Source organism: Gemmatirosa kalamazoonensis (genome assembly GCF_000522985.1).
GTDB classification, from domain to species: Bacteria; Gemmatimonadota; Gemmatimonadetes; order Gemmatimonadales; family Gemmatimonadaceae; genus Gemmatirosa; species Gemmatirosa kalamazoonensis.
Map to the genome: position 1 here is coordinate 4,753,449 of NZ_CP007128.1, position 25,413 is coordinate 4,778,861.

The 25,413-nt window shown below is 74.1% G+C and carries 13 protein-coding genes; 9 read left to right on the forward strand and 4 right to left on the reverse strand.

Annotated elements, in window-relative coordinates:
- Window positions 1-26: 26 nt before the first annotated feature.
- The 3 genes from J421_RS20670 to J421_RS20680 all read right to left on the reverse strand — a co-directional run bounded on the left by J421_RS20670 (window position 27) and on the right by J421_RS20680 (window position 3,315).
- Window positions 27-836 (reverse strand): hypothetical protein, encoded by an 810-nt coding sequence (locus J421_RS20670; protein ID WP_148306437.1) that lies wholly within the window; start codon window positions 834-836, stop codon window positions 27-29.
- A 119-nt stretch (window positions 837-955) separates the two neighbouring features.
- Complete coding sequence (locus J421_RS20675) at window positions 956-1,357, reverse strand: hypothetical protein (protein ID WP_158508857.1); 402 nt, start codon at window positions 1,355-1,357, stop codon at window positions 956-958.
- Entirely contained in the window at window positions 1,354-3,315 is a 1,962-nt protein-coding gene (locus J421_RS20680; protein ID WP_025413083.1) for a TonB-dependent receptor, read from the reverse strand. The genes J421_RS20675 and J421_RS20680 overlap by 4 nt, the downstream gene beginning before the upstream one ends.
- Before the next feature lie 402 nt (window positions 3,316-3,717).
- On the opposite strand from J421_RS20680, the gene J421_RS20685 reads away from it, so the two are divergent.
- From J421_RS20685 to J421_RS20705, 5 genes are all read left to right on the forward strand, one after another.
- Window positions 3,718-6,252: an RCC1 domain-containing protein gene (locus J421_RS20685; protein ID WP_025413084.1), complete on the forward strand. Its 2,535-nt coding sequence runs from the start codon at window positions 3,718-3,720 to the stop codon at window positions 6,250-6,252.
- Window positions 6,249-10,334, forward strand: a complete 4,086-nt coding sequence (locus J421_RS20690) for a beta strand repeat-containing protein (RefSeq protein ID WP_104022879.1) — start codon at window positions 6,249-6,251, stop codon at window positions 10,332-10,334. The genes J421_RS20685 and J421_RS20690 overlap by 4 nt, the downstream gene beginning before the upstream one ends.
- Window positions 10,331-11,944, forward strand: coding sequence for an Ig-like domain-containing protein (locus tag J421_RS20695; RefSeq protein ID WP_025413085.1), 1,614 nt, complete (start codon window positions 10,331-10,333; stop codon window positions 11,942-11,944). Before J421_RS20690 ends, J421_RS20695 begins: the two co-directional genes overlap by 4 nt.
- A gap of 23 nt (window positions 11,945-11,967) precedes the next feature.
- A complete protein-coding gene (locus J421_RS20700) occupies window positions 11,968-13,032 on the forward strand; it encodes a tetratricopeptide repeat protein (protein WP_148306438.1) in 1,065 nt (354 codons plus the stop codon).
- Window positions 13,033-13,113: 81 nt separating this feature from the next.
- Window positions 13,114-15,198 (forward strand): S9 family peptidase, encoded by a 2,085-nt coding sequence (locus tag J421_RS20705; protein ID WP_025413087.1) that lies wholly within the window; start codon window positions 13,114-13,116, stop codon window positions 15,196-15,198.
- A 72-nt stretch (window positions 15,199-15,270) separates the two neighbouring features.
- Here J421_RS20705 and J421_RS20710 read toward each other — a convergent pair whose 3' ends face one another.
- On the reverse strand, window positions 15,271-17,064 hold the full coding sequence (locus J421_RS20710; RefSeq protein WP_025413088.1) for an alpha-amylase family glycosyl hydrolase: 1,794 nt from the start codon (window positions 17,062-17,064) through the stop codon (window positions 15,271-15,273).
- Window positions 17,065-17,501: 437 nt separating this feature from the next.
- On the opposite strand from J421_RS20710, the gene J421_RS20715 reads away from it, so the two are divergent.
- From J421_RS20715 to J421_RS20730, 4 genes are all read left to right on the forward strand, one after another.
- Window positions 17,502-18,419, forward strand: a complete 918-nt coding sequence (locus tag J421_RS20715; protein ID WP_025413089.1) for a hypothetical protein — start codon at window positions 17,502-17,504, stop codon at window positions 18,417-18,419.
- Between the two features lie 179 nt (window positions 18,420-18,598).
- Window positions 18,599-19,246: a DUF2934 domain-containing protein gene (locus tag J421_RS20720; RefSeq protein ID WP_104022881.1), complete on the forward strand. Its 648-nt coding sequence runs from the start codon at window positions 18,599-18,601 to the stop codon at window positions 19,244-19,246.
- Between the two features lie 231 nt (window positions 19,247-19,477).
- Entirely contained in the window at window positions 19,478-23,887 is a 4,410-nt protein-coding gene (locus J421_RS20725; RefSeq protein WP_025413091.1) for a PAS domain S-box protein, read from the forward strand.
- On the forward strand, window positions 23,884-25,410 hold the full coding sequence (locus J421_RS20730; protein WP_025413092.1) for a sensor histidine kinase: 1,527 nt from the start codon (window positions 23,884-23,886) through the stop codon (window positions 25,408-25,410). The genes J421_RS20725 and J421_RS20730 overlap by 4 nt, the downstream gene beginning before the upstream one ends.
- Window positions 25,411-25,413 lie beyond the last annotated feature (3 nt).

The following is a 25,413-nucleotide window of genomic DNA, read 5'->3' on the forward strand; positions in this document are numbered from 1 at the left end:
GCGAACGGTTTGCAACCCCGCCGCGGCTACGGCACCTGCGTCACCGTGACCGGCAGCGCGACGATCACCAGCACCGACCCGAAGACGCCGGCCGCCCCCTTCAGCGTCGTCCGCTGGGTGCGGTCGGCGAACGGATCCCCCTGCGCGCCGTAGTACTCGAAGTAGTTCGAGTCGGCCGCCGAGACGGTGAGCACGTGGCGCGAGGCGAGCACGAACCGCTCGCGCACGAACGCGAACGCCCACGCGTCGCCGGTCGGCAGGATCAGGCGGCGCTCGAAGTCGCGGTGGTACTGCAGGTCGCCCTCGGTCGACGTGCCGTTCGCGGCGCGCAGGGAATACACGTAGCCGGCCGCCTGCGGATTGTTCGTCAGCACCACCGAGTCGCGCGCCATGTTGAGGTTGCGCGCCGGGCCCGCAGTCACGCGATCCACCGTCGGGACGCGCGTGGTGCCCTCCGCGTCGCCGAGCGTCGACGACACGCGCAGCCGATACGTGCGCCCGGCGACGATCGGGATGTACGCGCCGCGCGGCGCCACGGACTGCAGCCCGCTGTAGAACCGGTACACGCCGGCGCCGAGGTGGTCGCTGCGCAGCACGCGGTCCTCGATGGCGACCGCGGAGTCGCCCGTCGACCCGTACAGCACCACGCGCGCGCCGGTGATCGGCGTCTCTCCCGACGACACGATCGGGTCGTTCGGCGCGATGATCTGCCCCGTCGTATCGGGCACCGACGCGCGCGACTGCATGAGCAGCACGACCTGCTCCGCGCTCGCCGGATCGAGCACCGAGAACACGACGATCCCCGGCTGCAGGTCCGGCGCACTCGGCGCGGGCACGTCACAGGAGAGGGCAAGAGGGCAGGAGGGCAGGAGGGCAAGAGCGACCTTCCTCCTCCACCCGCGTCGCCACCAGGGGCTCCTGCCCTCCTGCCCTCCTGCCCTCCTGCCCTCGCGCTTCAAAAGGCCACCCGCATGCCTAACGTCGGGAGGAACGGCAGCTGGGAGTAGCCGCGCACGTCGGGCGGGTTCTGCGCGGTGTCGAACGCGTAGAGGAGCACGTTGCGCTGGTTCAGCACGTTCACGAGGTTGACGAACGCATCGCAGTCGGCGCGGCCGAGGTGGAACGCGCGGTGCGCGCCGACGTCGAGGCGGCGGTACGTCGGATAGCGCTCCGTGTTCCGCTCGGTGCGCACCTGCTCGTTGCGCGCCGCGCTCGTCGATCCCGGAACGCGCCACCGGCGTCCCACCGGATCGTACGTCCAGCGTGGGTACGTCCCCGCCCACCCCGTGTACGGCGTCCCCGTCGCGACGCCGAGCCGCGCGGCGAGCACCACGCGCGCGCCCGGACGATAGCTCACCACCACGTTCGCGTCGTGGCGGCGATCGTGCGCGGCGAAGTACCGCTCGCCCGTCGTCGCCGACTCGCGGATGGCGCGCGCGCGTAGCTGTACGAGATCCATCCGCTGAGGCGCGCCGTCGCGAGGTGGCGCACGAGCACCTCCACGCCGCGCGACGTCCCGCCGAAGCGGCGCAGCTCCGCCGGCCGCAGCCGCGGATCCACCGTCGACGCGGGCTCCACGAGGTCGTCGAATCGTTTCGTGTACGCCTCGACGCGCACGAAGTCGTCGCCCGTGAGCCACAGCTCTCCGCCCCCGACGAGCTCCATGCCCGTCGACACCGGGACGTTCGCGTCGCTCGCGAACCACACGTCCACGATGCGGAGCGGCAGATCCTCGTTGCGCACCGCGTGCACCCACTGCGCGTAGCGCCCCGTCGCGAAGGAGAGCGCGAGGTCGTCGCGCACCTTGTACTTCACCGCGAGCCGCGGCGACACGCCGCGCCAGTCGGCGCCGCGCACCTGCTCCACGCGCACGCCGGGGCGCACGCTGAGCCGCGCGTTCGGCGTCCACACGTCCTCCACGAACAGCGCGCGCGCGCCGCTCCGCTGCCGCACGAGCGTGTCGTCGATGACGAACGTCGCCCCCAGCTCGTCGGCGCCGAGCGACGAGATGTGCTCGTCGTAGCGCGTGCGGAGGAGCGACAGCTCGTAGCCCGCGCGCAGCGCGTTCGTCGTCGTGTCGCCGCGGCCGAAGCGGCGCGTGAGCTCGCCCGACACGCGCAGCTCGCCGATGCGGTTCGCGAGCCGCACGCCGGTGGAGTCGTCGTCGTACGCCGTGGAGAACGCCGACCAGGACACGCGCTGCACCGCCTCCGCCGTCGGGCCTAACGGTTGGGTGAGCGCCGCACCGACGAGCCGGTTCCCCCAGTCGAAGCGGAACGTGTTCCCCTCTCCTCCGAGCACGTCGGACGTCGACGCCGCGGTCGGCTCGAGCAGGTCGAGCCCCGCGTAGGCGGTCATCTCCACCGTGCCGCCGCCCGGCACGAGCGTGGTCGCGTGCACCTGCGCGTCCTGGAAGTGGTACGGGAACGCGCCCGGCTCCATCACGACCGCCGCGAGCGCGTCGGCGTAGGTGCGCCGCGCGGCGACGTTCCACGAGCCGCCGCGTCCGAGCGCGCCGCCGAGCTTCGCGGTCGCGGAGATCACGGAGAGATCCACCGCGCCGTGCACGCCGTCGCGATCGTCGCGCGAGCTCTCGACGTCGAGCGTGCCGGAGAGGCGACCCCCGTGCGAGGCGGGAAGCGCGCCGGCCCGCGCCTCCACCTCGCCGACCGCTTCGGGGATGAACGTGCTGAACAGGCCCCCGAGGTGGAACGGGCTGAAGACCGGCATGCCGTCGAGCCGCACCTGCGTCTGGTCCGACTCGCCGCCGCGCACGTTGAACCCCGCCCAGAAGTCGTTACGCGCCGCGATGCCGGGGAGCAGCGACGCGGCCCGCAGCACGTCGGTCTCGCCGACCGCGGGGATCACCGACATCTCGCGCGCGCCGAGGCTCGTGACGCTCGGACCCGCGGGCGCCGCCGCCTGCGCGCGCTCCGGCGAACGCTCGGCGCGCGTGCGCACCAGCTCCAGCTCGCGCACGGTGCGGGCGAGCGTCACCTGGATCGACGTCGACGTACCGCTGGGCAGGCGCACGGTGGTGCGCGCGGCGCGGTAGCCGACGGCGGTCGTCGTCACCGTGAGCTCCCCCGGCGCGACGTCGACGAACGCGAACCGCCCGACGGCGTTCGTCCGCGTCGCGTGCCCGCCCGGCGCGAGCGTCACCGTCGCGCGCACCGCTTCGCCGGACGCCGAGTCGGTCACGACGCCGTCCAGCCGCGCGGCGGGGACGGTCTGCGCGCGGAGCGGCATCGTGAGCGACAGCGCGAGCGCCAGCACCTGCGCCTGCACGAGCACGCGGCCGGGCGAGACGGGCATCCGCGACGGGGTGAGACGTGGGGAAGGAGTCGTACAGTACCGCGTGGACCCGAGTCCGGCACGTGCCTCGGTCTGCTTCTGGGACGACACCGTAGACGGCGCGGACCCTCACCGCGATGCCCGGGAGGGCGCGTGTGAGCCAGATCACAGCGGGTACGCGATCCGCCCCCCTCACGGATCGGCCTGGCACGCATATTCCGCCGCCTGGAACCGACTCACCGTGCGTCGGTATCCCGATGGCGCGCCCCAGTGGCGTGCCACCCGTCGCGCGTTCTTGCGTTGGGCCACTCCCATACGCCGGTGCGACGGAGCATGATGGGCCAAGCGATCGAGGAACGACACGACGAGCGATCCGGCCGGACGCCGCTGCACGCGCCCGGCGCACGGGGAGGGGAGAGGCAGATGGCTGACGATGCCGTAAGCGCGGCGCACGCGGACGCGCTCGATCCGACCACGCTCGTCGACCTCGAGGCGGACTACGAGGTCCTCGGGGAGCTCGGGCGCGGCGGCACGGCCATCGTCTATCGCGCCCGCGATCGGGAGCTCGGACGCGAGGTCGCCGTGAAGGTCGTGCGTCCCGCGGGCCCCGCCGATCTCGTCACCACGCCGCAGGGTGGGATGCTCAATCGCTCCCCCGGGGCCGACGAGCCGCTCGCCCGGCTGGCGCGCGAGGCGCGCGCCGTGGCCCGTCTGCAGCACCCGAACATCGTCGGCGTGTACGCCATCCGCCGGCTGCAGCAGGGTGGGCTCGCGCTCGTCATGGAGCTCATCCCCGGCCGCACGTTGAAGGACGTGCTGCGCGACGAGGGCGCGCTGTCCACCGAGCGCGCGACGCAGGTGCTGCGCGACGTCGGGGAGGCGCTGCGATTCTCGCACAAGCACGGTGTGGTGCACCGCGACGTGAAGCCGGAGAACATCTTCCTCGAGGCGGGGTCCGGCCGCGTGCTGCTCTCCGACTTCGGCATCGCGCGCGTCGACGAGTCGGACACGCGGCTGACGCAGACCGGCACGACGATCGGCACGCCGGCGTACATGTCGCCCGAGCAGATCGCCGGCGGCGCGGTGGACGGGCGGTCGGATCTCTACAGCCTGGGGCTCGTCGCGTGGGAGATGCTCACCGGGCGGCAGCCGTGGGAGGGCGCGGGGCTGTACGAGATGCTCGAGAAGCAGCGGACCTCCACGCTGGCGCCGATCGAGGCGGTGCGCCCCGCCGACCGCGACCCGGTGCCGCTCCAGCTGCAGTACGTCATCGAGCGCATGCTCCAGAAGGAGCGCGGCGCGCGGTGGGCGAACGTGGAGAGCGTGCTCGCGCTGATCGACGGCCGCGGCGTCCTCCCCGCCGACTACGCGCCGTGGCTGCGGGCCCACCGCCGGCGCGTGGAGGCGCACCGCAAGGCGGCCGTGGGGCTCCCCACCGAGCGCGTGTCGCGCGCCGACTTCACGCAGCCCGTGCCGTTAGGCGCCGCGGACGCGACGCCGGTGTGGGTCGCCGAGGCGCGCACGCGTCGGTCGCGCTGGCTCGTCGCGGGCGCGGCCGCCGTCGTGATCGTCGGCGCGGCGGGCGCGTTCGCGATCTCGCGTGGCGCGTCGCGTCTCGTGCCGATCGCCGCGCAGACGGACGCCCGTCGCCCCGCGATCGAGGTGCCGGCGACACGGCCGGTGCCCGACGCGGCGCCCGCGCTCGACTCCGCGCAGATCCCCGCGCCGTCGCCGACGTCGGCGCCGCCGAGCGCGGCGAACGTCGCCGCGAGCGTGCAGGCGCGCGAGGCCGCCGTGACGCCGACCCCGACGCCGGACACCGCGCCCAACGCCCCTGCCGCCGCGCCCGCGCCCGCGGCGGTGCCCGCGGCGGTGCCCGCGGCGGTGCCCGCGCCTCTCCCCGTCGAGCGCTCGACGATCGCCGTCGGCGGACGCCACACGTGCGCGCTCGGCGGCAGCGGCCGCGCGTACTGCTGGGGAGCGAACGACCGTGGCCAGCTCGGCGCCGACGACGCCGAGGGGCGCGCGACGCCGGTCCCCGTCGCGAGCGACGTGCAGTTCGCCGAGATCGCCGCGGGCGTCGCGCACACGTGCGCGCTCACGTCCACCGGCGACGCGTACTGCTGGGGGAACGACGAGCACGGGGAGCTCGGCGACGCGACGACGAGCAGCCGCGATGCACCGGTGCGGGTCGCGGGCGGGCTCCGCTTCCGCGTGCTCCGCACGGGACTCTCGCACACCTGCGGCGTGACCATCGACGGCGGCGTCGCGTGCTGGGGCGCGAACGGATCCGGCCAGCTCGGCGACGGCACGACGGCGACGCACACCACGCCGGTGCTCGCGACGACCGGGTCGGCGCGCTTCACGACCATCGCCGCGGGGTGGCGCCACAGCTGCGCGCTCACGTCCGACGGCATCGCGTTCTGCTGGGGCGCGAACGACGACGGGCAGTTGGGCGACGGCACGCACGACGCCAAGCGCGTCGCGACGCCGGTCGCCGGCGGGCTCCGCTTCGTCGACATCGCGGCGGGCAGCGCGCACACCTGCGCGCTCACCGCTGCCGGCGAGGTGTACTGCTGGGGGCGGAACGCGTACGGGCAGTTAGGCACCGGCGGCGGCGGCGACCGCGCGACGCCGACGCGCGTCGACGCGCCGATGCGCTTCGCGTCGGTCGCTGCGGGGAGCGTGCACTCCTGCGCGCGCACCGGGGCCGGCGTCGTCATGTGCTGGGGGCGCAACGTCTACGGCCAGCTCGGCGACGGCACGACCGTCGACCGCACGTCGCCGGTGCGGGTGCCGGGTACGTTCACGAGCATCGACGCGACGGGCGCCCACACCTGCGGCACGACCGCCGCGGGCGGCGTCGCGTGCTGGGGCTACAACGTCGAGGGACAGCTCGGCGACGGCACGCGCACGCATCACGCGTCGCCGACGTACCTCGAGAAGGCGCTACCATGATCGGACGCGCTCTGGCTCGCAGGCTCGGTCGTGCGCTCGTGGCGGCCGCGCTGGCCGCGGCGACGGCGTGTGGCGGTGGTGCGGGCGCCGACGGCGGCATCACCGGCGCCACGGTCGTCGGCACGGTCGCGGCGGTGTCGATCTCCAGCCCGACGGTGACGCTGGAGGTCGGCGGCTCGACGACGCTGCAGGCGCAGGCGCTCGATCCGCAGGGGCACGCGCTTCCCCGCTCCATCGTCTGGTCCAGCAGCGACACGACGATCGTGCGCGTGTCGAGCGACGGACGCGTGACCGGCGTCGCGGTGGGCCGCGCGGAGGTCGCGGCGAACGTCGAGGGCAAGTTCACGAAGGCCACCGTCACCGTCGGCCCGCGCGCCGTGGCGACGGTGCAGCTCTCGCCCGACGCGGCACGTCTGATGGTCGGCGCGCGCATGACGCTCGTCGCGCACACGCTGCACGCCGACGGGAGCGAGCTGACGGGACGCGTCGTCACGTGGACGACGACCGACCCGCGCATCGTGTCGGTGGACAGCGTGGGGACGATCGAGGGACGCGCGCCCGGCGTCGCGACGGTCACGGCGACGAGCGAGGGACACGTCGCATCCGTGGGCGTCACCGTCGTCGCGGTGCCGGTGGCGGCGCTCGCCGTCGCGCCGGCGACCGACACGCTGGTCGTCGGCCAGTCGACGCAGCTCTCGGCGACGGCGACCGACTCGGCGGGCGGCGTGCTCGCGGGTCGCACGATCGCGTGGAGCTCGAGCGACCCGGCCGTCGCGTCGGTGTCGTCGTCGGGGCTCGTGCTCGCCGCGGCGCCGGGCGCCGTGGACGTGACCGCGTCCGCCGAGGGACGCAGCGCTGCCGCGCACGTCGTCGTCGTCGCGCGTCCCGTCGCGTCGGTGATCGTGTCGCCGAGCAGCTCGTCGCTCGCGGTGGGCGACACGCTGCGGCTCGAGGCGCTCGTGACCGACGCGTCCGGTGCCGTGCTCGCGGGCCGCGCCGTCGCGTTCGCGTCGTCCGACACCACCGTGGCGCGCGTGAGTGCGGACGGCGTCGTCACGGCGACGGGGCTCGGCTCGGCGACCATCACGGCGACGAGCGGCAGCGCGACCGGCACGGCGACGGTGACCGTGGCTCCGGCGAACGTCGCGTCGCTCGACCTGCAGCCGGCGGCCGCGTCGCTCACCGTGGGCGACACGCTCACCGTGCGCGCGACGGCGCTCGACGCGGCGGGGCACGCGCTCGCCGGCCGCGTCATCACATGGACGAGCGGCGCGCCGGGCGTGGTGTCCGCCGCGCCTAACGGCAAGCTGACCGCGCTCGGCGCCGGCACCGCGGTGATCCTCGCGACGTCGGGGCGCGCCTCGGCGACGATGACCGTCACCGTGCGCGCCGTGCCCGCGGCCGGCGTGCGCATCCTGCCCTCGTCGCTCGTCATGCTCGTCGGCGACGCGCGCGACCTCGCGGCGACCGCGGTCGACGCCGGCGGCAACGCGCTGCCGTACCCGATCACGTTCGCGTCGAGCGACGAGCGGGTCGCCGTCGTGTCGAGCGCGGGACGGGTGCTCGCGCTCGCGCTGGGCACGGTGCAGATCACCGCGTCGGCGGGCGGCGCGCAGGGCACGGCGACGGTGAGCGTGGTGCCGGACCCCGTCGTCGCCGTCGCGGTGAGCGGCATGCCGCCGTCGCTGCTGCCCGGCGCGACGGCGCAGCTCTCCGCCGCCGCGACGAACCGCTTCGGTACCGCGGTCACCGGCCGCCCCGTGACGTGGGCGACGAGCGACGCCGCGGTCGCCACCGTGTCGCCCGGCGGCCTCGTGACCGCGGTCGGCGCGGGGAGCGCCGTGATCTCGGCGACGATCGACGGCGTCACCGGCTCGACCACCGCGAGCGTGTCGCAGGTGCCGGTGGCGCGGGTGACGATCGCGTTAGGCACCGGATCGCTCCAGCCCGCGCAGACGACGCAGGCGACGGCCACGGCGTACGACGCCGCGGGCAACGCGCTCGCCGGGCGCGCGTTCGCGTTCACGACGAGCAACGCCGCGGTCGCGACCGTGTCCGCGTCGGGCGTCGTGACCGCCGTCGCCGACGGCACCGCGACGATCACGGCGTCCGCCGGCGGGCAGAGCGCGTCGGCCACCGTGACCGTCACGACGCCGGCGACGCCACCGCCGCCGCCCCCACCACCGCCGTCCGTGGCGACGGTGGCCGTGTCGCTCGCGTCGCCGAGCCTCACGGTGGGACAGGGGACCGCCGCGACCGCGACGCTGCGCGATGCGAGCGGCAACGTGCTCACCGGCCGGCCGGTGACGTGGGCGACGTCCGACCCCGCCATCGCCACCGTGTCGACGACCGGCGCCGTGACCGCGGTCGCCGCCGGAACCGCCACGATCAGCGCGACGAGCGGCGGCGTGACGGGCAGCGCGACGCTCACCGTGACCGCCGTCTCGCCGCCGCCACCGCCCCCACCGCCGGCGGTCGCGTCCATCACGGTGTCGTTAGGCACTGCGAGTCTTCCGCTCGGGAACGCGACGCTCGCGACGGCGACGGTGCGCGACGCCGCCGGCAACGTGCTCACCGGACGCACGGTGACATGGGCGAGCTCCGATCTCACGGTCGCGACGGTCGCGCCGAGCGGCGCCGTGATCGGCGTCGGCCTCGGCAGCGCGACGATCTCGGCGACGAGCGGCGGCGTGACCGGCTCCGCGTCGGTGACGGTCGTCGCGCAGGCGCCCGCGCCGGTGGCTGCGATCAGCGTGTCGTTGGGCAGCGCGAGCCTCGTCGTGGGACAGAGCACGGGCGCGACGGCGACGCTGCGCGACGCGGCCGGCAACGTGCTCACCGGCCGGCCCATCGCGTGGACGACGTCGAACGCATCGGTCGCGACGGTGTCGTCGAGCGGCCAGGTCGTCGCGGTCGCGCCGGGAACGGCGACGATCACCGCGACGAGCGGCAGCGCGAGCGGGTCGGCGTCGCTCACGGTCAGCGCGCCGCCGCCGGCGCCGGTGGCGACGGTCTCGGTGTCGTTGGGCGCGTCGTCGCTCGTCACGGGTGGCAGCACCACCGCGTCGGCCACGCTGCGTGACGCGGCGGGGAACGTGCTCACCGGACGTCCGGTCACGTGGGCGTCGTCGGACGCGTCGATCGCCACGGTGTCGGCGAGCGGCGGCGTCACGGCGGTGGCGCCGGGAACCGTCACGATCAGCGCGACGAGCGGCGGCGTCACGGGGTCCGCGACGCTCACCGTGACGGCACCGCCGCCGGCGCCGGTGGCGTCGATCGCGGTGTCGTTGGGCAGCACGAGCCTCACCGTCGGCAGCGCGACCTCCGCGACGGCGACGCTGCGGGATGCCGCCGGCAACGTGCTCACCGGGCGCCCGCTGACGTGGGCGAGCTCCGATCCCACGGTGGCGACGGTGTCGCCGAGCGGCGGCGTGATCGCGGTCGGCGTCGGCAGCGCGACGATCTCGGCGACGAGCGGGGGCGTCACCGGATCCGCCGCGCTCACGGTGACCGCGCCGCCGCCGGCGCCGGTCGCCGCGGTGTCCGTCACGCTCGGCGCGTCGACGCTCGCGATCGGCGCGACGACGACGGCGACCGCCACGCTGAGCGACGCGAGCGGCAACGTCCTCACGGGACGCCCGATCGCGTGGACGAGCTCCGACCCGTCGATCGCGACGGTGTCGTCGTCGGGCGTCGTCACGGCGGTGAGCGCCGGGTCGGCATCGATCACGGCGACGAGCGGCGGCGTGAGCGGCTCGGCGGGCGTGACGGTGCAACAGCCGCCGCCTCCGCCGGCCCCCGTCGTCGCGCGCATCGACGTGCGTCCCGGCGCGATCAACCTGAAGAGCGGCAAGACGCCGAAGGACGCGGCGGACATGGCCGCCATCGCGTACGATGCGAGCGACAACGTGATCCTGACGGCGAAGTTCACGTGGTCGATCGACGATCCGTCGGTCGCCGCGCTCAACGTGAACTCGCTCCTCAGCAACCTCGCGACGGTGGTCGCGCTGAACGACGGCGACGCCGTGGTCACGGTGCGCTCCGGCAGCGTCAGCGCGACCGTGAAAGTGAAGGTGCGATGACGCGTCGGCGCCTCGCGGTGGGCGCCGCGCTGGCGCTCGCCGCCTGCTCGAGCACGGCGAGCGATCCGATCGACGCGGCGAGCGTCGAGCTGTCGGCATCGACGCTCACCGTCGTCGCCGGCGCGGACGCGCCGCTCACCGCGCGCGTGCGCGACGCCGGCGGCCGCGACGTCGGCGGCACGGTGGTGTGGACGACGCGCGACGCGGGCATCGCGGCGGTCACGTCGTCGGCCTCGAGCACGGGGATCGTGCGCGGCGTCGCTCCGGGAACCACCCAGGTCGCCGCGAACTTCGCTGGCCGCTACGCCGTCGCCACGGTCACCGTCACGCCGCGGCCGGTCGCGTCCGTCGTCGTGCAGCCGTCGACGGTGGACCTGCGCGTCGGCGGCACGGCGCAGCTCCGCGCACGCACGCTCGACGCGGCGGGCGGCGAGCTGACGGGGCGCACGGTGACGTTCGCGTCGAACGCCGCCGCCGTCGCGACGGTCGCGCCGGACGGGCTGGTGACGGCCGTGGCGCCGGGGACGGCGTCGATCACCGTCGCGAGCGAGGGGCGCACCGCGCTCGTCGCCGTCACCGTGACCCCGATCCCGGTCGCCTCGGTCACCGTCGCGCCGTCGGCGCCGTCGATTCCGTTAGGCGGTACCGTGCAGCTCGCGGCCACGACGCTCGACTCGCTCGGCCGACCGCTCGCCGGGCGCGCCGTGACGTGGACGTCGAGCGACCAGGCGGTGGCCACGGTCTCCTCGGGCGGGCTGGCGACGGGCACCGGCGTCGGCACCGCGCGCATCACCGCGACGATCGAGGGGCGCTCGGCGAGCGCCACGCTCACCGTGCTCCCCCGCCCCGTCGCGTCGGTCACGCTGTCGCTCGCGAGCACCACGCTCGCCGAGGGCGATACCGCGCGCCTCGCCGTCAGGCTCGCCGACGCGCAGGGGCAGCCGCTGAGCGGACGCGACGTGACGTTCGCGAGCGACGCGCCGAACGTCGCCCGCGTGAGCGCGACGGGGCTCGTGACGGCCGTCGCCGCGGGAACGGCGACGCTGTCGGCGACGAGCGAGGGCGTGCGCGGCACGGTCGTCGTCCGCGTGACCGCGCTCGCCGTCGCGGCGGTGCGCGTCAGCCCCGACACCACGCGGCTCGCCGTCGGCGCGACGGCGCGGCTCACCGCGACGCCGCTCACCGCCGGCGGCGCGCCGATCGCCGGCCGCACGATCGCGTGGACGAGCGGAGCGCCCGGCGTGGCGACCGTGGCGAGCGACGGCACGGTCACCGCGCTGTCCGGCGGCGTCGCGGTGATCTTCGCGCAGACGGGTGGCGTCGTGGGCCAGGCCGTGGTGATCGTGCAGGCGCCGACGGTGCAGCGCGTGATCGTCTCGCCGGGCACCGCGTCGACCCCCGTCGGGTCGTCCGTGACGCTCGTCGCGACGCCGGTCGACGCGGCGGGTGCGACGATCACGGGACTTCCCGTCACGTGGTCGACGAGCGACGCATCGGTCGCCATCGTATCGAGCAGCGGCCGCGTCGTGGGCCTCGCCGTCGGCACCGTCACCATCGGCGCCGCGAGCGGCGGCGCGACCGGCACCGCGACGGTGACGATCACGCCGTGAGCCTCACGCCTAACGACGCCTCGATGATCCGCCGCACTGCCGCCGTCATTCTCGCCACGCTGCTCCTCTCCACGCACGCGGTCGCGCAGACGCTCGCACCGAAGCGCACGCTGCCGCTGCCGCCGCCGGGCTGCGCGCGCGCCGTCGCCGCGGCCACGCCGCGCCAGGACAACGCCGAGGCCCGCCGGCTCGCGGCGCAGGGGCGCGAGGCGGCGCTCGTGGGCGACCGCAGCGGGGCGCGCGACGCGTTCCGCCGCGCCGCCGCGCTCGACCCGAACGACGACCAGATCGCCTACGCGTTAGGCCGCGCCGACGAGGAGCTCGGCGACGCCGCGGCCGCCGTCGTCGACTACTGCCGCTATCTCGCGCTGTCGCCGACGGGACGCGACGCCGACGACGTGCAGCAGCGCGTGCTCCGGCTCTCGCCGGCGGGTACCGCGGACGCCGCGCGGCGCGCCCAGGAGCGCTTCCGCGCCGGCCTCGCCGCGCTCGACGCCGGCCGGTGGGAGGCCGCCGCGGCGGCGTTCGACGAGACCGTGCGCCTCGCGCCGCCCGCGCCGGAAGCGGTGTACGACCGCGCCATCGCGCGGCTTCGGCTCGGCCGGCGCGACGCCGCCGCGCGCGACCTCGAGGCGTACCTCACGGCGTCGCAGTCGGCGGACGACCGCGCGGCGGTGCTCCGCGCGCTCGACGCGCTCCGCCGCCCGACGTACGACGCGTCGACGGCGCTCGTGCGCGGGCTGGTGTTCCCCGGGCTCGGCCAGTTCTACACGGGGCGGCCCGCGCTCGGCGTCGTCGCCGTCGGACTCGCGGGCGCCGCGGTGGGCGGCGCGCTGTACGAGCGGACGGTGGTGCGCGATCGCACGTTCCTCGACGCGTTCGGCCGCCCGTACACGCAGGCGGTGCCGGAGCGCGAGCGCCCGTACGTCGTGCCGTCGATCGCCGCGGGGGCCGGCGTGTGGCTGCTCGCCGCGCTCGAGGCGCGACATCACGCCGGCGCGTCGACGGCGAGCGCGCGACGCGTCGGCGCGGCACCGGTGGTGTCACCGCGGGGACGCGCGGGCGTGCAGGTGCGCGCGACGTTCTGATCGGTTGCGCAGCGTCGTCTGGCGGCGCGCCGCGCCCACCAGTACGATCCTCGCCACCACGCGCATCACTCGGAGGATCGCATGCCCCGCCACCGTCTGCCGTACGCGGCGCTCGTCCTGCTCCTGGTCGCGACGCCGCCGGCCGTCCCTGCGCAGCCTGCTGCGACGCCGCCTAACGCGGCCGCGGCGCGCCCCCGCGACCGCGTCGCGCTCGAGCAGTACCTGGACTGGGAGGACGTCCAGAATCCGCAGATCTCCCCCGACGGCTCGACGATCATCTTCACCCGCCGCTGGGTGGACAAGATGAACGACCGCTGGGAGACGTCACTGTGGCAGATGAACGCCGACGGCACGCGCCCGCGCGCGCTCGCGCAGGGCTCCGACGCGCACTGGTCGCCCGACGGCAAGCGCATCGCGTACATCGCGCGCGGGGAGCCCAACGCCTCGTCGCAGATCTTCGTGCGGTGGATGGACGCCGAGGGCGCGACGACCCAGATCTCGCACGTCACCGAGGCGCCGTCGGCGCTCGAGTGGTCGCCCGACGGCAAGCAGCTCGCGTTCACGATGAACGTCCCGGTGCGCGACAACTGGCGCATCGCGATGCCCACGCCGCCGAAGGGCGCGAAGTGGATCGAGGCCCCGAAGGTCGTCACGCGGCTGAACTACCGCTCCGACCGCATCGGCTTCACCGACGAGGCGTACCGTCACGTGTTCGTGATCCCGGCCGACGGCGGCACGCCGCGCCAGCTCACGACGGGCGACTTCAACCACGCCGCGCCGAGCTTCTCCGCCGACGGCAAGTGGGTCGCGTTCTCCGCGTTCCGCGTCGCCGACTCCGAGCGCATGTTCCGCCGCTCGCAGATCTACGCGGCGAACGTGGAGACCGGGGAGATCAAGCAGCTCACCCAGAGCGTCGGGAACAACGGCAATCCGGTGTACTCGCCCGACGGCCGCCACATCGCGTATCTCTCGGCCGACTCCACCGACCACTCGGCCACCGCGGAGACGAAGCTCGTCGTCATGAACGCGGACGGCTCGGCCCCGCACGTCGCGTCGGGCACGCTCGACCGCCCGATCGCGGGGCAGTTCTGGTCGCCCGACGGCGCGAGCCTCTACTTCAACGTCGAGAGCGAGGGGTCGCGCAACTTGTACGTGACCGGGCTGACGGGCGCGCCGCGGCCGGTGACCACGGGCACGCACGTGCTCGTGGTCTCGAACGTCGGCCGCAACGGCCTCGCCGTCGGCGTACGCTCGACGCCCACGAAGCCGAACGACGTGGTGACGTTCACGATCCCGAAGACCGGCGCCGCGACGACGTTCGCGCAGCTCACGAACGTCAACGACGACGTGCTCACCGGCAAGAAGCTCGCGACGACGGAGGAGATCTGGTATCCGTCGAAGGACGGCCTGAAGATCCAGGGATGGATCGTGAAGCCGCCGGACTTCGACCCGTCGAGGAAGTACCCGCTCATCCTCGACATCCACGGCGGGCCGCAGTCGATGTACAACGTGGCGTTCAGCTTCGCGCGGCAGGACCACGCGGCGGACGGCTACGTCGTGCTGTACACGAATCCGCGCGGCAGCACGGGCTACGGCATCAAGTTCACGAACGAGATCAAGAACGCGTACCCGGGCAAGGACTTCGACGACCTCATGGCGGGCGTCGACACCGTCGTCGGGCGCGGCTACGTCGACACGAAGCGGATGTTCGTGTACGGCTGCTCGGGCGGCGGCGTGCTCACCGCGTGGATCGTCGGCCACACCGACCGCTTCGCCGCGGCGGCGTCGCTCTGCCCGGTCACGAACTGGATGAGCTTCGTCGGCACGACGGACGGCGCGGCGTGGTACGACAACTTCGAGAAGCCGTTCTGGGAAGATCCGAGCGAGTACCTGCGCCGCTCGCCGATCATGTACGTCGGCAACGTGAAGACGCCGACGCTGCTCATGACCGGCGTGCAGGATCTGCGCACGCCGATCCCGCAGACGGAGGAGTTCTATCGCGCGCTGAAGATGCGCGGCGTGCCGACGGCGATGATCCGCATGAACAACGAGTACCACGGCACCTCGAGCACGCCGTCGAACTTCCTGCGGACGCAGCTCTACCTGCGGAGCTGGTTCGACCGCTTCGCGCCCGGCCCGCGCGCGACGACGGCAGCGATGCAGTGAACGCGGCTGCGTGGCTGCGTGGCTGCGTGCCTGCGTGACGGGACCCACGCAGCCGCGCAGCCACGCAGCGACTCACCCGAGCACCTGCACTTCCATCGGCCGCAGCGCCACCCGCACCACCGCCGCGGGGCCGGTGCCTGACGATCCGTCGACCTCGCGGACCTCGATCGCGCCGGTCACGCGCACCGCACCGGGTGCCGCGGGGTCGGCGCGGTTCGCGTGCAGCACGGCGAACGTCGATCCCGGGGCATTGAGCGATGCGTCGACGATCACCTCCCCGACGAACCCGTCGCTCGCGCTCGTGTTCGCGACGACGAGCACCTCGCGGTCACCGAGGATGCGCGAGAACGCGAGCACGCCGGCGCGGAACGGTGACACGCCGAAGTGCACGCCGTCCCCCGACACGGGGCGGAAGTAGAAGCGACCGTAGCGCAGCGCGGGCGTGCGGCGGCGCAGGTCGGAGAGCGCGCGCAGCGCTCGCGCGAGCGGGTGCGCGGGGTCGAACGCGCCCGGCTTCCCCCACAGCGCCTCGCGCACGTTCTGGTCGCTCGCGCCGCGGCCGGCGAGCCCCTGCTCCGTGCCGTAGTACACGCACGGGATCCCGGGCAGCGCGAACTGGCACGCGAGCGCCAGCGTCACCTGGTCGTCGTAGCGATGCGGGTCGTCGGCCGCCTCGAAGCGGAATCGCTCGTGCTGGTCGTGGTTGTCGAGGAACGTGACGAAGAAGCGCGTCGCTTCGCCGTGCGAGCTCACGACCTCGCGCTCCACCGCCTTGCGCCGCTGGTACACGCCGGCGATCTCGCTCGGCGGCAGCATCCCCTTCAGCACGGCCGGAAGCTTGAAGAACAGCGGGAAGTCGAGCGCCGCGTCGACGCCGACGATCTCCGCGTTCGCGTCGCGCGTGTTGCGGCCGACGAACCGCGCGATCTGCGCCTCGTCGTCGTACACCTCGCCGAACGTGAAGAAGTTCTTCTTGCCGGCGCCGAGCGCGAACTCGCGCATCGCGTTGCCGAACGTGCGCGCGAACTCGCGGTCGAGGTACTTCAGCGTGTCGACGCGGAAGCCGTCGACGTCCCACCGCGCGATGACGTACTGGTGCGCGCGAATGAGCGCGTCGGCGACCGCGGGATCGCTCGTCACGAGCTGCTTCAGCGAGCCGAAGTCGCCGATCGTCTCGGGGCCGTCGGCGGCGGGCGCGCCCTGGCGGCGGAACATCGCGTCGTGCCGCAGCTCGTCGGGGAACACCGCGGCGTCGAGCGGCGGCAGGCTGCCGATGGCGTCCGCGGTGGTCCACTCCGGCCGCGCCACGCCGTGCGCGTCGCGCCAGTGGATCCTGCGCGGCGCGTCGGCGTGCGCGGCCGTCGATCCGCCGTCGTACGCGAACACGTCGCCTGTGTGGTTCAACACGATGTCGAGGATGACGTAGATCCCGCGCGCGTGCGCGTCGTCGACGAGCCGCCGCAGCTCGGCGTCGGCGTGCCGCGGGTCCGAGGCGTAGCGGGGATCGACGGCGAGGAAGTTCTGGATCCCGTAGCCGTGGTACGTGCCCTCGTTCGGCGCGCCGTCGACGCGCGCGACGTTGCGCAGCACGGGCGTGATCCACAGCGCGCCGACGCCTAACGACTGCAGGTAGTCGAGCCGCCGCCGCACGCCGTCGATCGTGCCGCCCTGGAAGCCGCCGAACGGCGCGTCGAACGGCAGGTGCCGCGGCGGCGCGTGCGGGTTGTCGAACCGGTCCACCATCGCGAAGTAGATCCACCCGTCGCGCCAGTCCGCCGGCGACGGCGTGAGCGGGCGCACCGGATCGGGCTCGCGCACCGCGTCGATCGCGGCGCGAACCTCGGGCCCGCGCACCGATCGCGGCACGGCGGTGGGGGGAGCGCCGGTGAACGGCGCGGGAGCAGGACGCGTGCGGGAGCGCGGTGACCGGGGCATGATTCCCTTTCGCGGCTCGTGGTGCGGCGCCGCGCCGTCGCCACTTCGCGACGTGGCGCGCCGCGGGGAGCATGGGTGTGCACGCGCGGGGCGGCAAGCGTCCCCGGCGGTCGCGGAGCCATTCTTGCGCGGCATCGTCTCGCGCGGAGGCGCGGAGGACGCGGAGCACGGCCTCTTTGAGTCGAACCGCAGAGGACGCAGAGGGCCGCAGAGAAACCTCAACTGCTCTTGACCACGGAGGGCACAGAGGACACGGAGAAAACCAACTGTAGCGGTACTGCTTCGTGTCCTCCGTGCCCTCTGTGGTTCAAAACCAACAAGAGGCAGTGCTCCGCGTGCTCCGCGTCTCCGCGTGAGATCCGAACAGCATGCAGCTCCCACTCGTCGCACTCACCTTGCTGTCGCTCGCGACCGCGCAGCCGCCGCGGCCCATCGTGCTGATCGTGCACGGCCGCGGACAGGCCGGGCGCGACTCGGCCGCGCTGCGGCGCGACGCGCTCGACGCGCTGCGCGAGGGGGCGCGCGCGGCCACCGGGCGCGCGCTGCTCGACGACGACGACGTGCGCGTGGTGTGGTACGCCGATCTGCTCGCGGCGCGCGGCACGACGGGCGGCTGCGGCGACGACGTTAGGCTCCCCGTGGCGAAGGACTCGCCGCTCGGCGTCTTCGCCCAGGTCGCCGGCGCGCTGCTCGACGCCGTCGCGAGCGCGGCACGCTCGGACGCGCCGAACGACTCGTCGACGCGCGAGCTCGGAAGCCTCGCCGGCGACCTGCACTTCCTCGGCGATCCCGGCTCGCGCTGCGCGGCCGAGCGTCGTGTGGGCGACGCGCTGGCGCGGGCGCGGCGCGAGCACCGCCCCGTGGTGCTCGTCGCGCGCAGCTTGGGCGGCCTCGTCGCGTGGGGCGACCTGCTGCGCGACACGACCACGTCGCGCGCGCCGCTCGTCTACCGACTCGTCACGCTCGGCTCGCCCGTCGCGTCGGCCGACGTGCGCCGGCTGCTGTTCGGCGACGAGCGCTCGGCCGACGTGCCGCCGGGTGTGGGGTCGTGGCGCAACGTCGTGGGCGAGGGCGATCCGTTCGCGGCGCACGCCACGTCGATCGACTCGCTCGCCGACAGCGCGCGCGTCGCCGATCTGCGCACCGAGTCACCACATCGTGACGATCCTCATGGGCTGCTCGGCTACCTGCGCGACCCGACCACGGCGCGCGCGGTGATCGGTGCGTGGTGCGATGCGGCGCGGCGCAGCGACGCGTCGTGCATGGCGCTGCGCACCCCACGCTGAGCGCGAGCGATCGCCGGGCTCGACCCTTGCCATACGGACCCATGCGCTCGTAGGATGCGGTCCAGAAAGTTGGGATCGCACGTTTTTCCAGCGTCCGACGTCGCCGCCTGCCGTTGTGCATCCGGACCACGGCTCGCGCATATTCCACGCATCTCTTCCGTACGCATGGAGGCATACGCATGGAACATTCAGGCGAGGCGAGCCGTTCGGGCGCGCCGGCCGATGCCGGAACCGGAGCGCGGTCCGGCGAAGACAAGGCAGGGCGCGAGCGCGGGCATGGCCTGCTGGACCGGATCCGCCAGCGGGCCTACGAGCTGTTCGTCGCGCGTGGCGGCCGCCACGGGAACGACATGGAGGACTGGCTGACGGCGGAGCGCGAGCTGTACCGCCCCCCCGAGATGCCGGGGCTCGCCGACCGGGTGACCGCCGACGCCGGGGTCCTCGGCGCGCCGAGTGCCACCGACACGCCGACCGCCGCGACGCCACGCAGCACCGCCGGCGGCACGGCGGCGAAGACCGCGCGCACGAAGACGGCGACCGCCAAGACGGCGGCGAAGACCGGCGCCACGAAGTCGGCGACCCCGGCGAAGACGGCCGCCAAGGCCGCGGCCCCGAAGCCGGCCGCTCCGAAGCCGGCGGCCACGAAGCCGGCCGCCACGAAGGCCGCCACGCCGAAGCCGGCAGCGGCGAAGCAGGCGGCGGCGAAGTCTCCGTCGCCCTCGCCGGCGACGAACGGCAATCCCGCGAGCGCGCCGTCCTCCAAGGAAGCGCCGCGGCGAAAGCCCCGCGGCCCGGGCGACGGCAGCGCCGGCGACGCCTCCGCTTGAGGCGAAGTCTCCCTGCGACGGAACGGGGGCGTGGTGACCGAGCGGTCGCCACGCCCCCGTCTCGCATCCCGTCACGCCGGACCCGTGCATACCTTTGGTGCGGCGCCCGGGTCATCCGACCCATCCAACCCGGGGTGCGGCGACCGACCTTTGCGACGCGCTCGCTGTCGGTCCCCGTGCGCGCGTCGTACCTTCGCCGCCGCACGCCCGCCCCGCCTCGCCGCATCCGACATGACTTCCCCCGCCCCGACCGGTCTCGCCGGCGCCCCGACGCCGTTCACGGCCGACGCGTCGTCGCTGGACCGGCTGCTCTCCGACCTCCGCCGCCGCAGCTGGGGCGATCCGACGGCGAACGCGGTGGGCCTGCTGCGGATCGCGGCGGAGGCGCTCGGCGCCCACACGCTCGTCGTGTGGCTGCCCGGCGCGAGCGGAGGGCTCGAGCCGATGGTGCACCATCCGCTCGGCGTCGTGAGCTGCGAGCATCCCACGCTGTGGGACGTCGCCGGCGACCGGCCGAACGCGGACGCGCTCGCGACCGACGACGCGGCGGAGCGACGCGAGGGCGACGCCGCGGTGCTCGACGTCGCGCTGTGGACCGGCGGGCGGCTCGGCGGCGTGCTGTGCGCGAAGCGCGGCGCGTCGGCGCCGTGGACGCCCGCCGAACGGAGCTTCCTCGCCCGCCTCGCCGACCGCCTCGCCGGCGAGGCCACCGCCGAGGGGAAGCGGCTCGCCGAGCAGGCGCTGCGCGAGCGCGAGCAGCAGATGGACCTCGTCGAGCAGATCGCGGGGCTCGGGAGCTGGGAGATCGACCTGCGCTCCGACGCGATCACCTGGTCGCGCGAGCAGTCGCGCATCCACGGCTTCGACGTCGAGACGCGGCCACGCACGCACACCGAGTTCATGGCGATGGTGCACCCGGACGACCGGCGCATCATCGACGACGGGATGGCGCGCCTCACGGGGCTCGCGCCGGTGACGGTGGAGTTCCGCATCGTGCGCCCCGACGGCGAGATCCGCCTGCTGCAGGCGCAGGGGCTGCTCGCGCCCGGCGTCGACGGCGAGTACTCGCGCGTGATCGGCACGTCGCTCGACATCACGGAGCGCCGCGCCACGGAGCTGGCGCTGCGTGCGTCGGAGGAGAGCTATCGCGCGATCTTCGACTCGTCGAACGACGCGATCTTCGTGCAGGATCTCGAGACCGGTCGCATCCTCGACGCGAACCGGCGTGCGTGCGAGGTGAACGACGTCACGCTCGACGAGCTGCGCGCGAGCGGGCTGTCGGTCATCGCGAACGGCCCGCCGCCGTTCACGCCCGATCGCGCGCTGGCGTACATGCACCGCGCCGCGGCCGGCGAGTCGGTGCGGTTCGAGTGGATGACGGTGCACCGCAAGACGCACGAGGAGATGTGGGTCGAGGTGAGCCTGCAGCGCGTGACGATCCGCGGCGAGGCCCGCCTGCTCGCGCTCGTGCGCGACATCCGCGACCGCAAGCAGGTGGAGCTGGCGCTGCGCGCGAGCGAGGAGAACTACCGCGGCATCTTCGAGAACGCGTCCGACGCGATGTGGATGCACGACGTCGACACCGGCGCGTTCCTCGAGGTGAACAGGGCGGCGGAGGAGATCTACGGCTTCACGGCGGAGGAGCAGAAGGCGGGCGGCGTGCCGCTCATCAGCGACAACCGGCCGCCGTACACGCCGGAGGCGAGCCTGGAGTACCTGCGGCGCGCCGCGGCGGGCGAGCCGCAGCGCTTCGAGTGGCTGTGCCGCCACAAGGATGGCCGCCCGGTGTGGAACGAGGTGCGTCTCCGCCGCGTGAACATCGGCGGCGTCGACCGCGTCCTCGCCACGGCCCGCGACATCAACGATCGCAAGGCGGCCGAGCAGCGGCTGCGCGCGAGCGAGGAGAGCTATCGCACGATCTTCCAGAGCGCGTCGGATGCGATGTGGCTGCACGACGTGGACACGGGCGCGTTCCTCGACGTGAACAACGCCGCGGTGGAGCTGTACGGCTTCTCCGCCGACGAGCAGAAGGCGTTAGGCATCGCCGGCATCAGCGACGGGCGCGCGCCATACACCCCCGAGCAGGGGTGGCGCTATCTCCAGCAGGCCGCGGCCGGCCTGACGCCGCGCTTCGAGTGGCTCGGCCGACACAAGGACGGACGCGCCGTGTGGGCCGAGGTGCGCCTGCGTCGCGTCACGCTCGCCGGCGTGGACCGCATTCTCGCAACCGCGCGCGACACGAACGACCGCAAGCGCGCCGAGGCGGCGCTGCGCGAGGCGAACGAGGTGCTCGAGCTGCGCGTCGAGGCGCGCACCGCGGAGCTGGCGGCGGAGGTCGCGGAGCACGCGCGCGCGAAGGAGGCGCTGCTGCAGCGCACGCGCGAGCTCGAGGGGATCTTCCAGGCGCTCCCGGATCTGTACTTCCGCTTGTCGTCGGAGCTGCGGATCCTCGACTACCGCGCATCGAGCACCGACCGGCTGTACGTGCCGCCGGAGGCGTTCCTCGGCAAGCGGCTCCGCGACGTGATGCCGGTCGAGCTGTGCGACCGGTTCGACGAGGCGCTCCACGACGCGCGCCCGGGCGAGCTCGCGACGGTCGAGTACGAGCTCCCCGCGGGCGACGAGATGCGCGACTTCGAGGCGCGCTTCTTCCCGCTCGTCGACGGCTCGTACATCAGCGTCGTGCGCGACATCACCGATCGCAAGCGCGTGGAGCGTGCGCTGCGCGAGCGCGAGGCGCAGCTGCGCGAGACGCAGCGCATCGCGCGCCTCGGCTCGTGGCAGATGGATCTCCGCACGGGCCAGCTCGCGTGGGACGCCGTCGTGTGCGAGCTGTACGGCGTCACGCCGGCGAGCGCGCCGCGCGACCTCGAGGGGTACCTCGCCCTCGTGCACCCGCACGACCGCGACTTCGCGCGCGAGGTCTCGGCGCAGGCGCGGGCGACGGGCAAGCCGTTCTCGTTCGACCACCGCGTGGTGCACCCCGACGGCACCGTGCGCCACCTGCACGGCCGCGGCAGCCTCGTCACCGCGCCCGACGGCACGCCGCTGCGCATGGTCGGCAGCTCGCAGGACGTCACGGAGCGCAAGGTCGCCGAGCGCGCGCTCGCCGAGCGCGAGGAGCACTTCCGCCGGCTCATCGAGAACACGAGCGACTTCGTGATGATCGTCGACGAGACGGCGGCCATCACGTACGTCGGTCCGTCGGTTGAGCGGATGCTCGGCTGGCAGCCCGAGGAGATGATGGGCACGCGCCCGTCGGACCTCGTGCATCCGGACGACGTGCCGCGCGTGATGGAAGACTTCCAATGGATCGTCGAGCATCCCGGCCAGACGCACAACTCCACGTTCCGCATTCGCTGCAAGGACGGCACGTACCGTGTGTTCGAGAACCTCGGCCGCACGCTGTCGCCGTCCAGCGCCGCCGAGGGGATCGTCGCGAACGGCCGCGACATCACCGAGCGCAAGCTCGGCGAGGAGGCGCTCGCGCGCGCGAAGGAGGAAGCCGAGCGCGCGAACCGCGCGAAGAGCGAGTTCCTGTCGCGCATGAGCCACGAGCTGCGCACGCCGATGAACTCCATCCTCGGCTTCGCGCAGCTGCTGCAGCGCGCCGAGCTGCCGCCGCAGCACGGTAAGGCGGTGGGCCACATCCTGAAGGCGGGACGGCACCTGCTGCACCTCATCAACGAGGTGCTGGAGATCGCGCGGATCGAGGCGGGGCGCGAGAACTTCTCGCTGGAGCCGGTGGCGCTCGCGTCGGTGCTGCAGGAAGCGTTCGGGCTCGTGCGGCCGCTCGCGCAGCAGTGGGAGGTGGAGCTGCGCGAGGGCGCGTGGCCGAGCGACGCGTTCGTCCAGGCCGATCGACAGCGCCTCGTGCAGGTGCTGCTGAACCTCCTGTCGAACGCGATCAAGTACAACCGCCGCGGCGGCCACGTGCGCCTCACGAGCGTGCAGGCGGACGGCCGCTGGATCGTGCGCGTGGAGGACAGCGGGCGCGGCATCCCGGCGGAGCGCGCGGGCCAGCTGTTCACGCCGTTCGCGCGGCTCGGCGCGGAGCAGACCGAGGTGGAGGGCACGGGGCTCGGGCTCGCGCTGTCGCGGCGCCTGTGCGAGGCGATGGGCGGCTCGCTCGCCCTGGAGACGACGGGCGGCGACGGCAGCACGTTCCGGCTGGAGCTCGACGGCGCCGTGGACCCGTTAGGCACGCTGGAGGAGACCGGCACGTTCGCCGTCCCCGCCGGCCCGCACCGCGAGGCGACGCTGCTGTACGTCGAGGACAACCTCGCGAACCTGAGCCTCGTCGACACGATTCTTCTCTCGCGGCCGGGGTGGCGCACGATGCCCGCACTGCAGGGACAGCTCGGCGTGGAGCTCGCGCGCGAGCACCTGCCCGACGTGATCCTGCTCGACCTGCATCTCCCCGACATCCCGGGCGAGGAGGTGCTGCGCCGGCTGCGCGGCGACGCGCGCACGGCGCGCATCCCGATCGTCGTCGTGAGCGCCGACGCGACGCCGACGTCGCTGGAGCGGCTGCGCGCCTCCGGGGCCGACGCATATCTCACGAAGCCGCTCGACGTCGACGAGTTCCTCCGCGTCGTCGAGAGCTTCCTGCCGCCGGGCGGCGCGAGGACGCGCGCGTGAGCACGACGCAGATGCCGGCGGCCGCGCCGGCCGCGGACCGCCTGCGCGACCGCACCATCCTGCTGGTGGACGACGAGGAGGCGAACCTCGACCTGCTCGACGCGCTGCTGACGGCCGAGGGTTACACGGCGCTCGTGCGCACGTCGGACGCGCGCGAGGTCACGGCGCTCGTCGCGCGCCACGCACCGGATCTCATCCTGCTCGACCTCCACATGCCGCACCGCCACGGCCTGGAGGTCCTCGGCGAGCTGCGCGAGACGACGACGCCCGGCGACTATCGCCCGGTGCTCGTGCTCACCGCCGACGCGACGTGGGAGGCGAAGGAGCGCGCGCTCGCGCTCGGGGCGCGCGACTTCGTCACGAAGCCGTTCGACGCCACCGAGGTGCTGCTGCGCGTCGGCAACCTGCTGGAGACGCGCGTGCTGCACGACGACCAGCGCGCGGCGCGCGAGCGCGCGGAGGCCGCCGAGGCGCGCGCCGCGCTGCTCGCCGAGTGGAGCCGGCTGCTCGCGTCGTCGCTCGATCCGTCGACGTCGTTCGCGCACCTGCCGCGCCTCGTGGTGCCGCGGTGGGCCACGGGATGCGTCGTACGACTCGGCGACGCGGTGATCGCCGAGGCGCGCACGGGCGACCCGACGCGGCTCCCCGAGGCGATGCACGTCGTGGCCATCGCGAGCGAGGGCGAGACGGTGGGCGACATCGTCGTCGAGCACGCGCACGGCGAGACGATCGACGGCGCGCTGTTCGCCGAGCTGGCGGCGCGCGCCGGGCAGGCCGCCGAGCACGCGCGGCTCTTCGCAGCCGCCGAGCGCGCGACGCAGGAGCGCGAGCGGTTGCTCGCCGTCGTCGCACACGACCTGCGCAACCCGCTCGGCGTCGTCGGCATGTACGCCGAGATGCTCGCCAGCATGCAGCCGGAGGATGCCGACGAGTACACGAGCGCCGCGCTCGCGACCATCCGCGACGGCGCGACGACGATGCAGCGCCTCGTGGAGGACCTGCTCGACGTGAGCGCGCTGCGCGAGGGTGCCCTGCGCATCCACCGCACGGAGCAGCGCGTCGGCGCTCCGATGGAGGAGGCCGAGCGCATGCTGCGGCCGCTCGCGGCGGCGCGCGCCATCGCGTTAGGCTTCCTCGCGGAAGGCGATTCCGCGCAGCGCTCGGCCCCGATCGACGGGGCGCGCCTCGTGCAAGTGCTGTCGAACCTCGTCGGCAACGCGCTGAAGTTCACGCCGGAGCGCGGCGTGGTGGAAGTGCGCTACACGGCGAGCGACGAGACGCTGGAGGTGTGGGTGAGCGACACCGGCCCGGGCATCGCCGCCGAGGACCTGCCGCACCTGTTCACCGCGTTCTGGCAGCGCGAGCCGAAGGACCGCCGCGGCGTGGGCCTCGGTCTGTGGATCGCGCGCGCGATCGTCGAGGCGCACGGCGGCCGACTGCAGGTGCAGTCGCATCACGGGCACGGCACGACGTTCCATTTCTCGCTCCCCTTCTCCGCCCCCACGCGACGGTGGGAGGACTGAGCC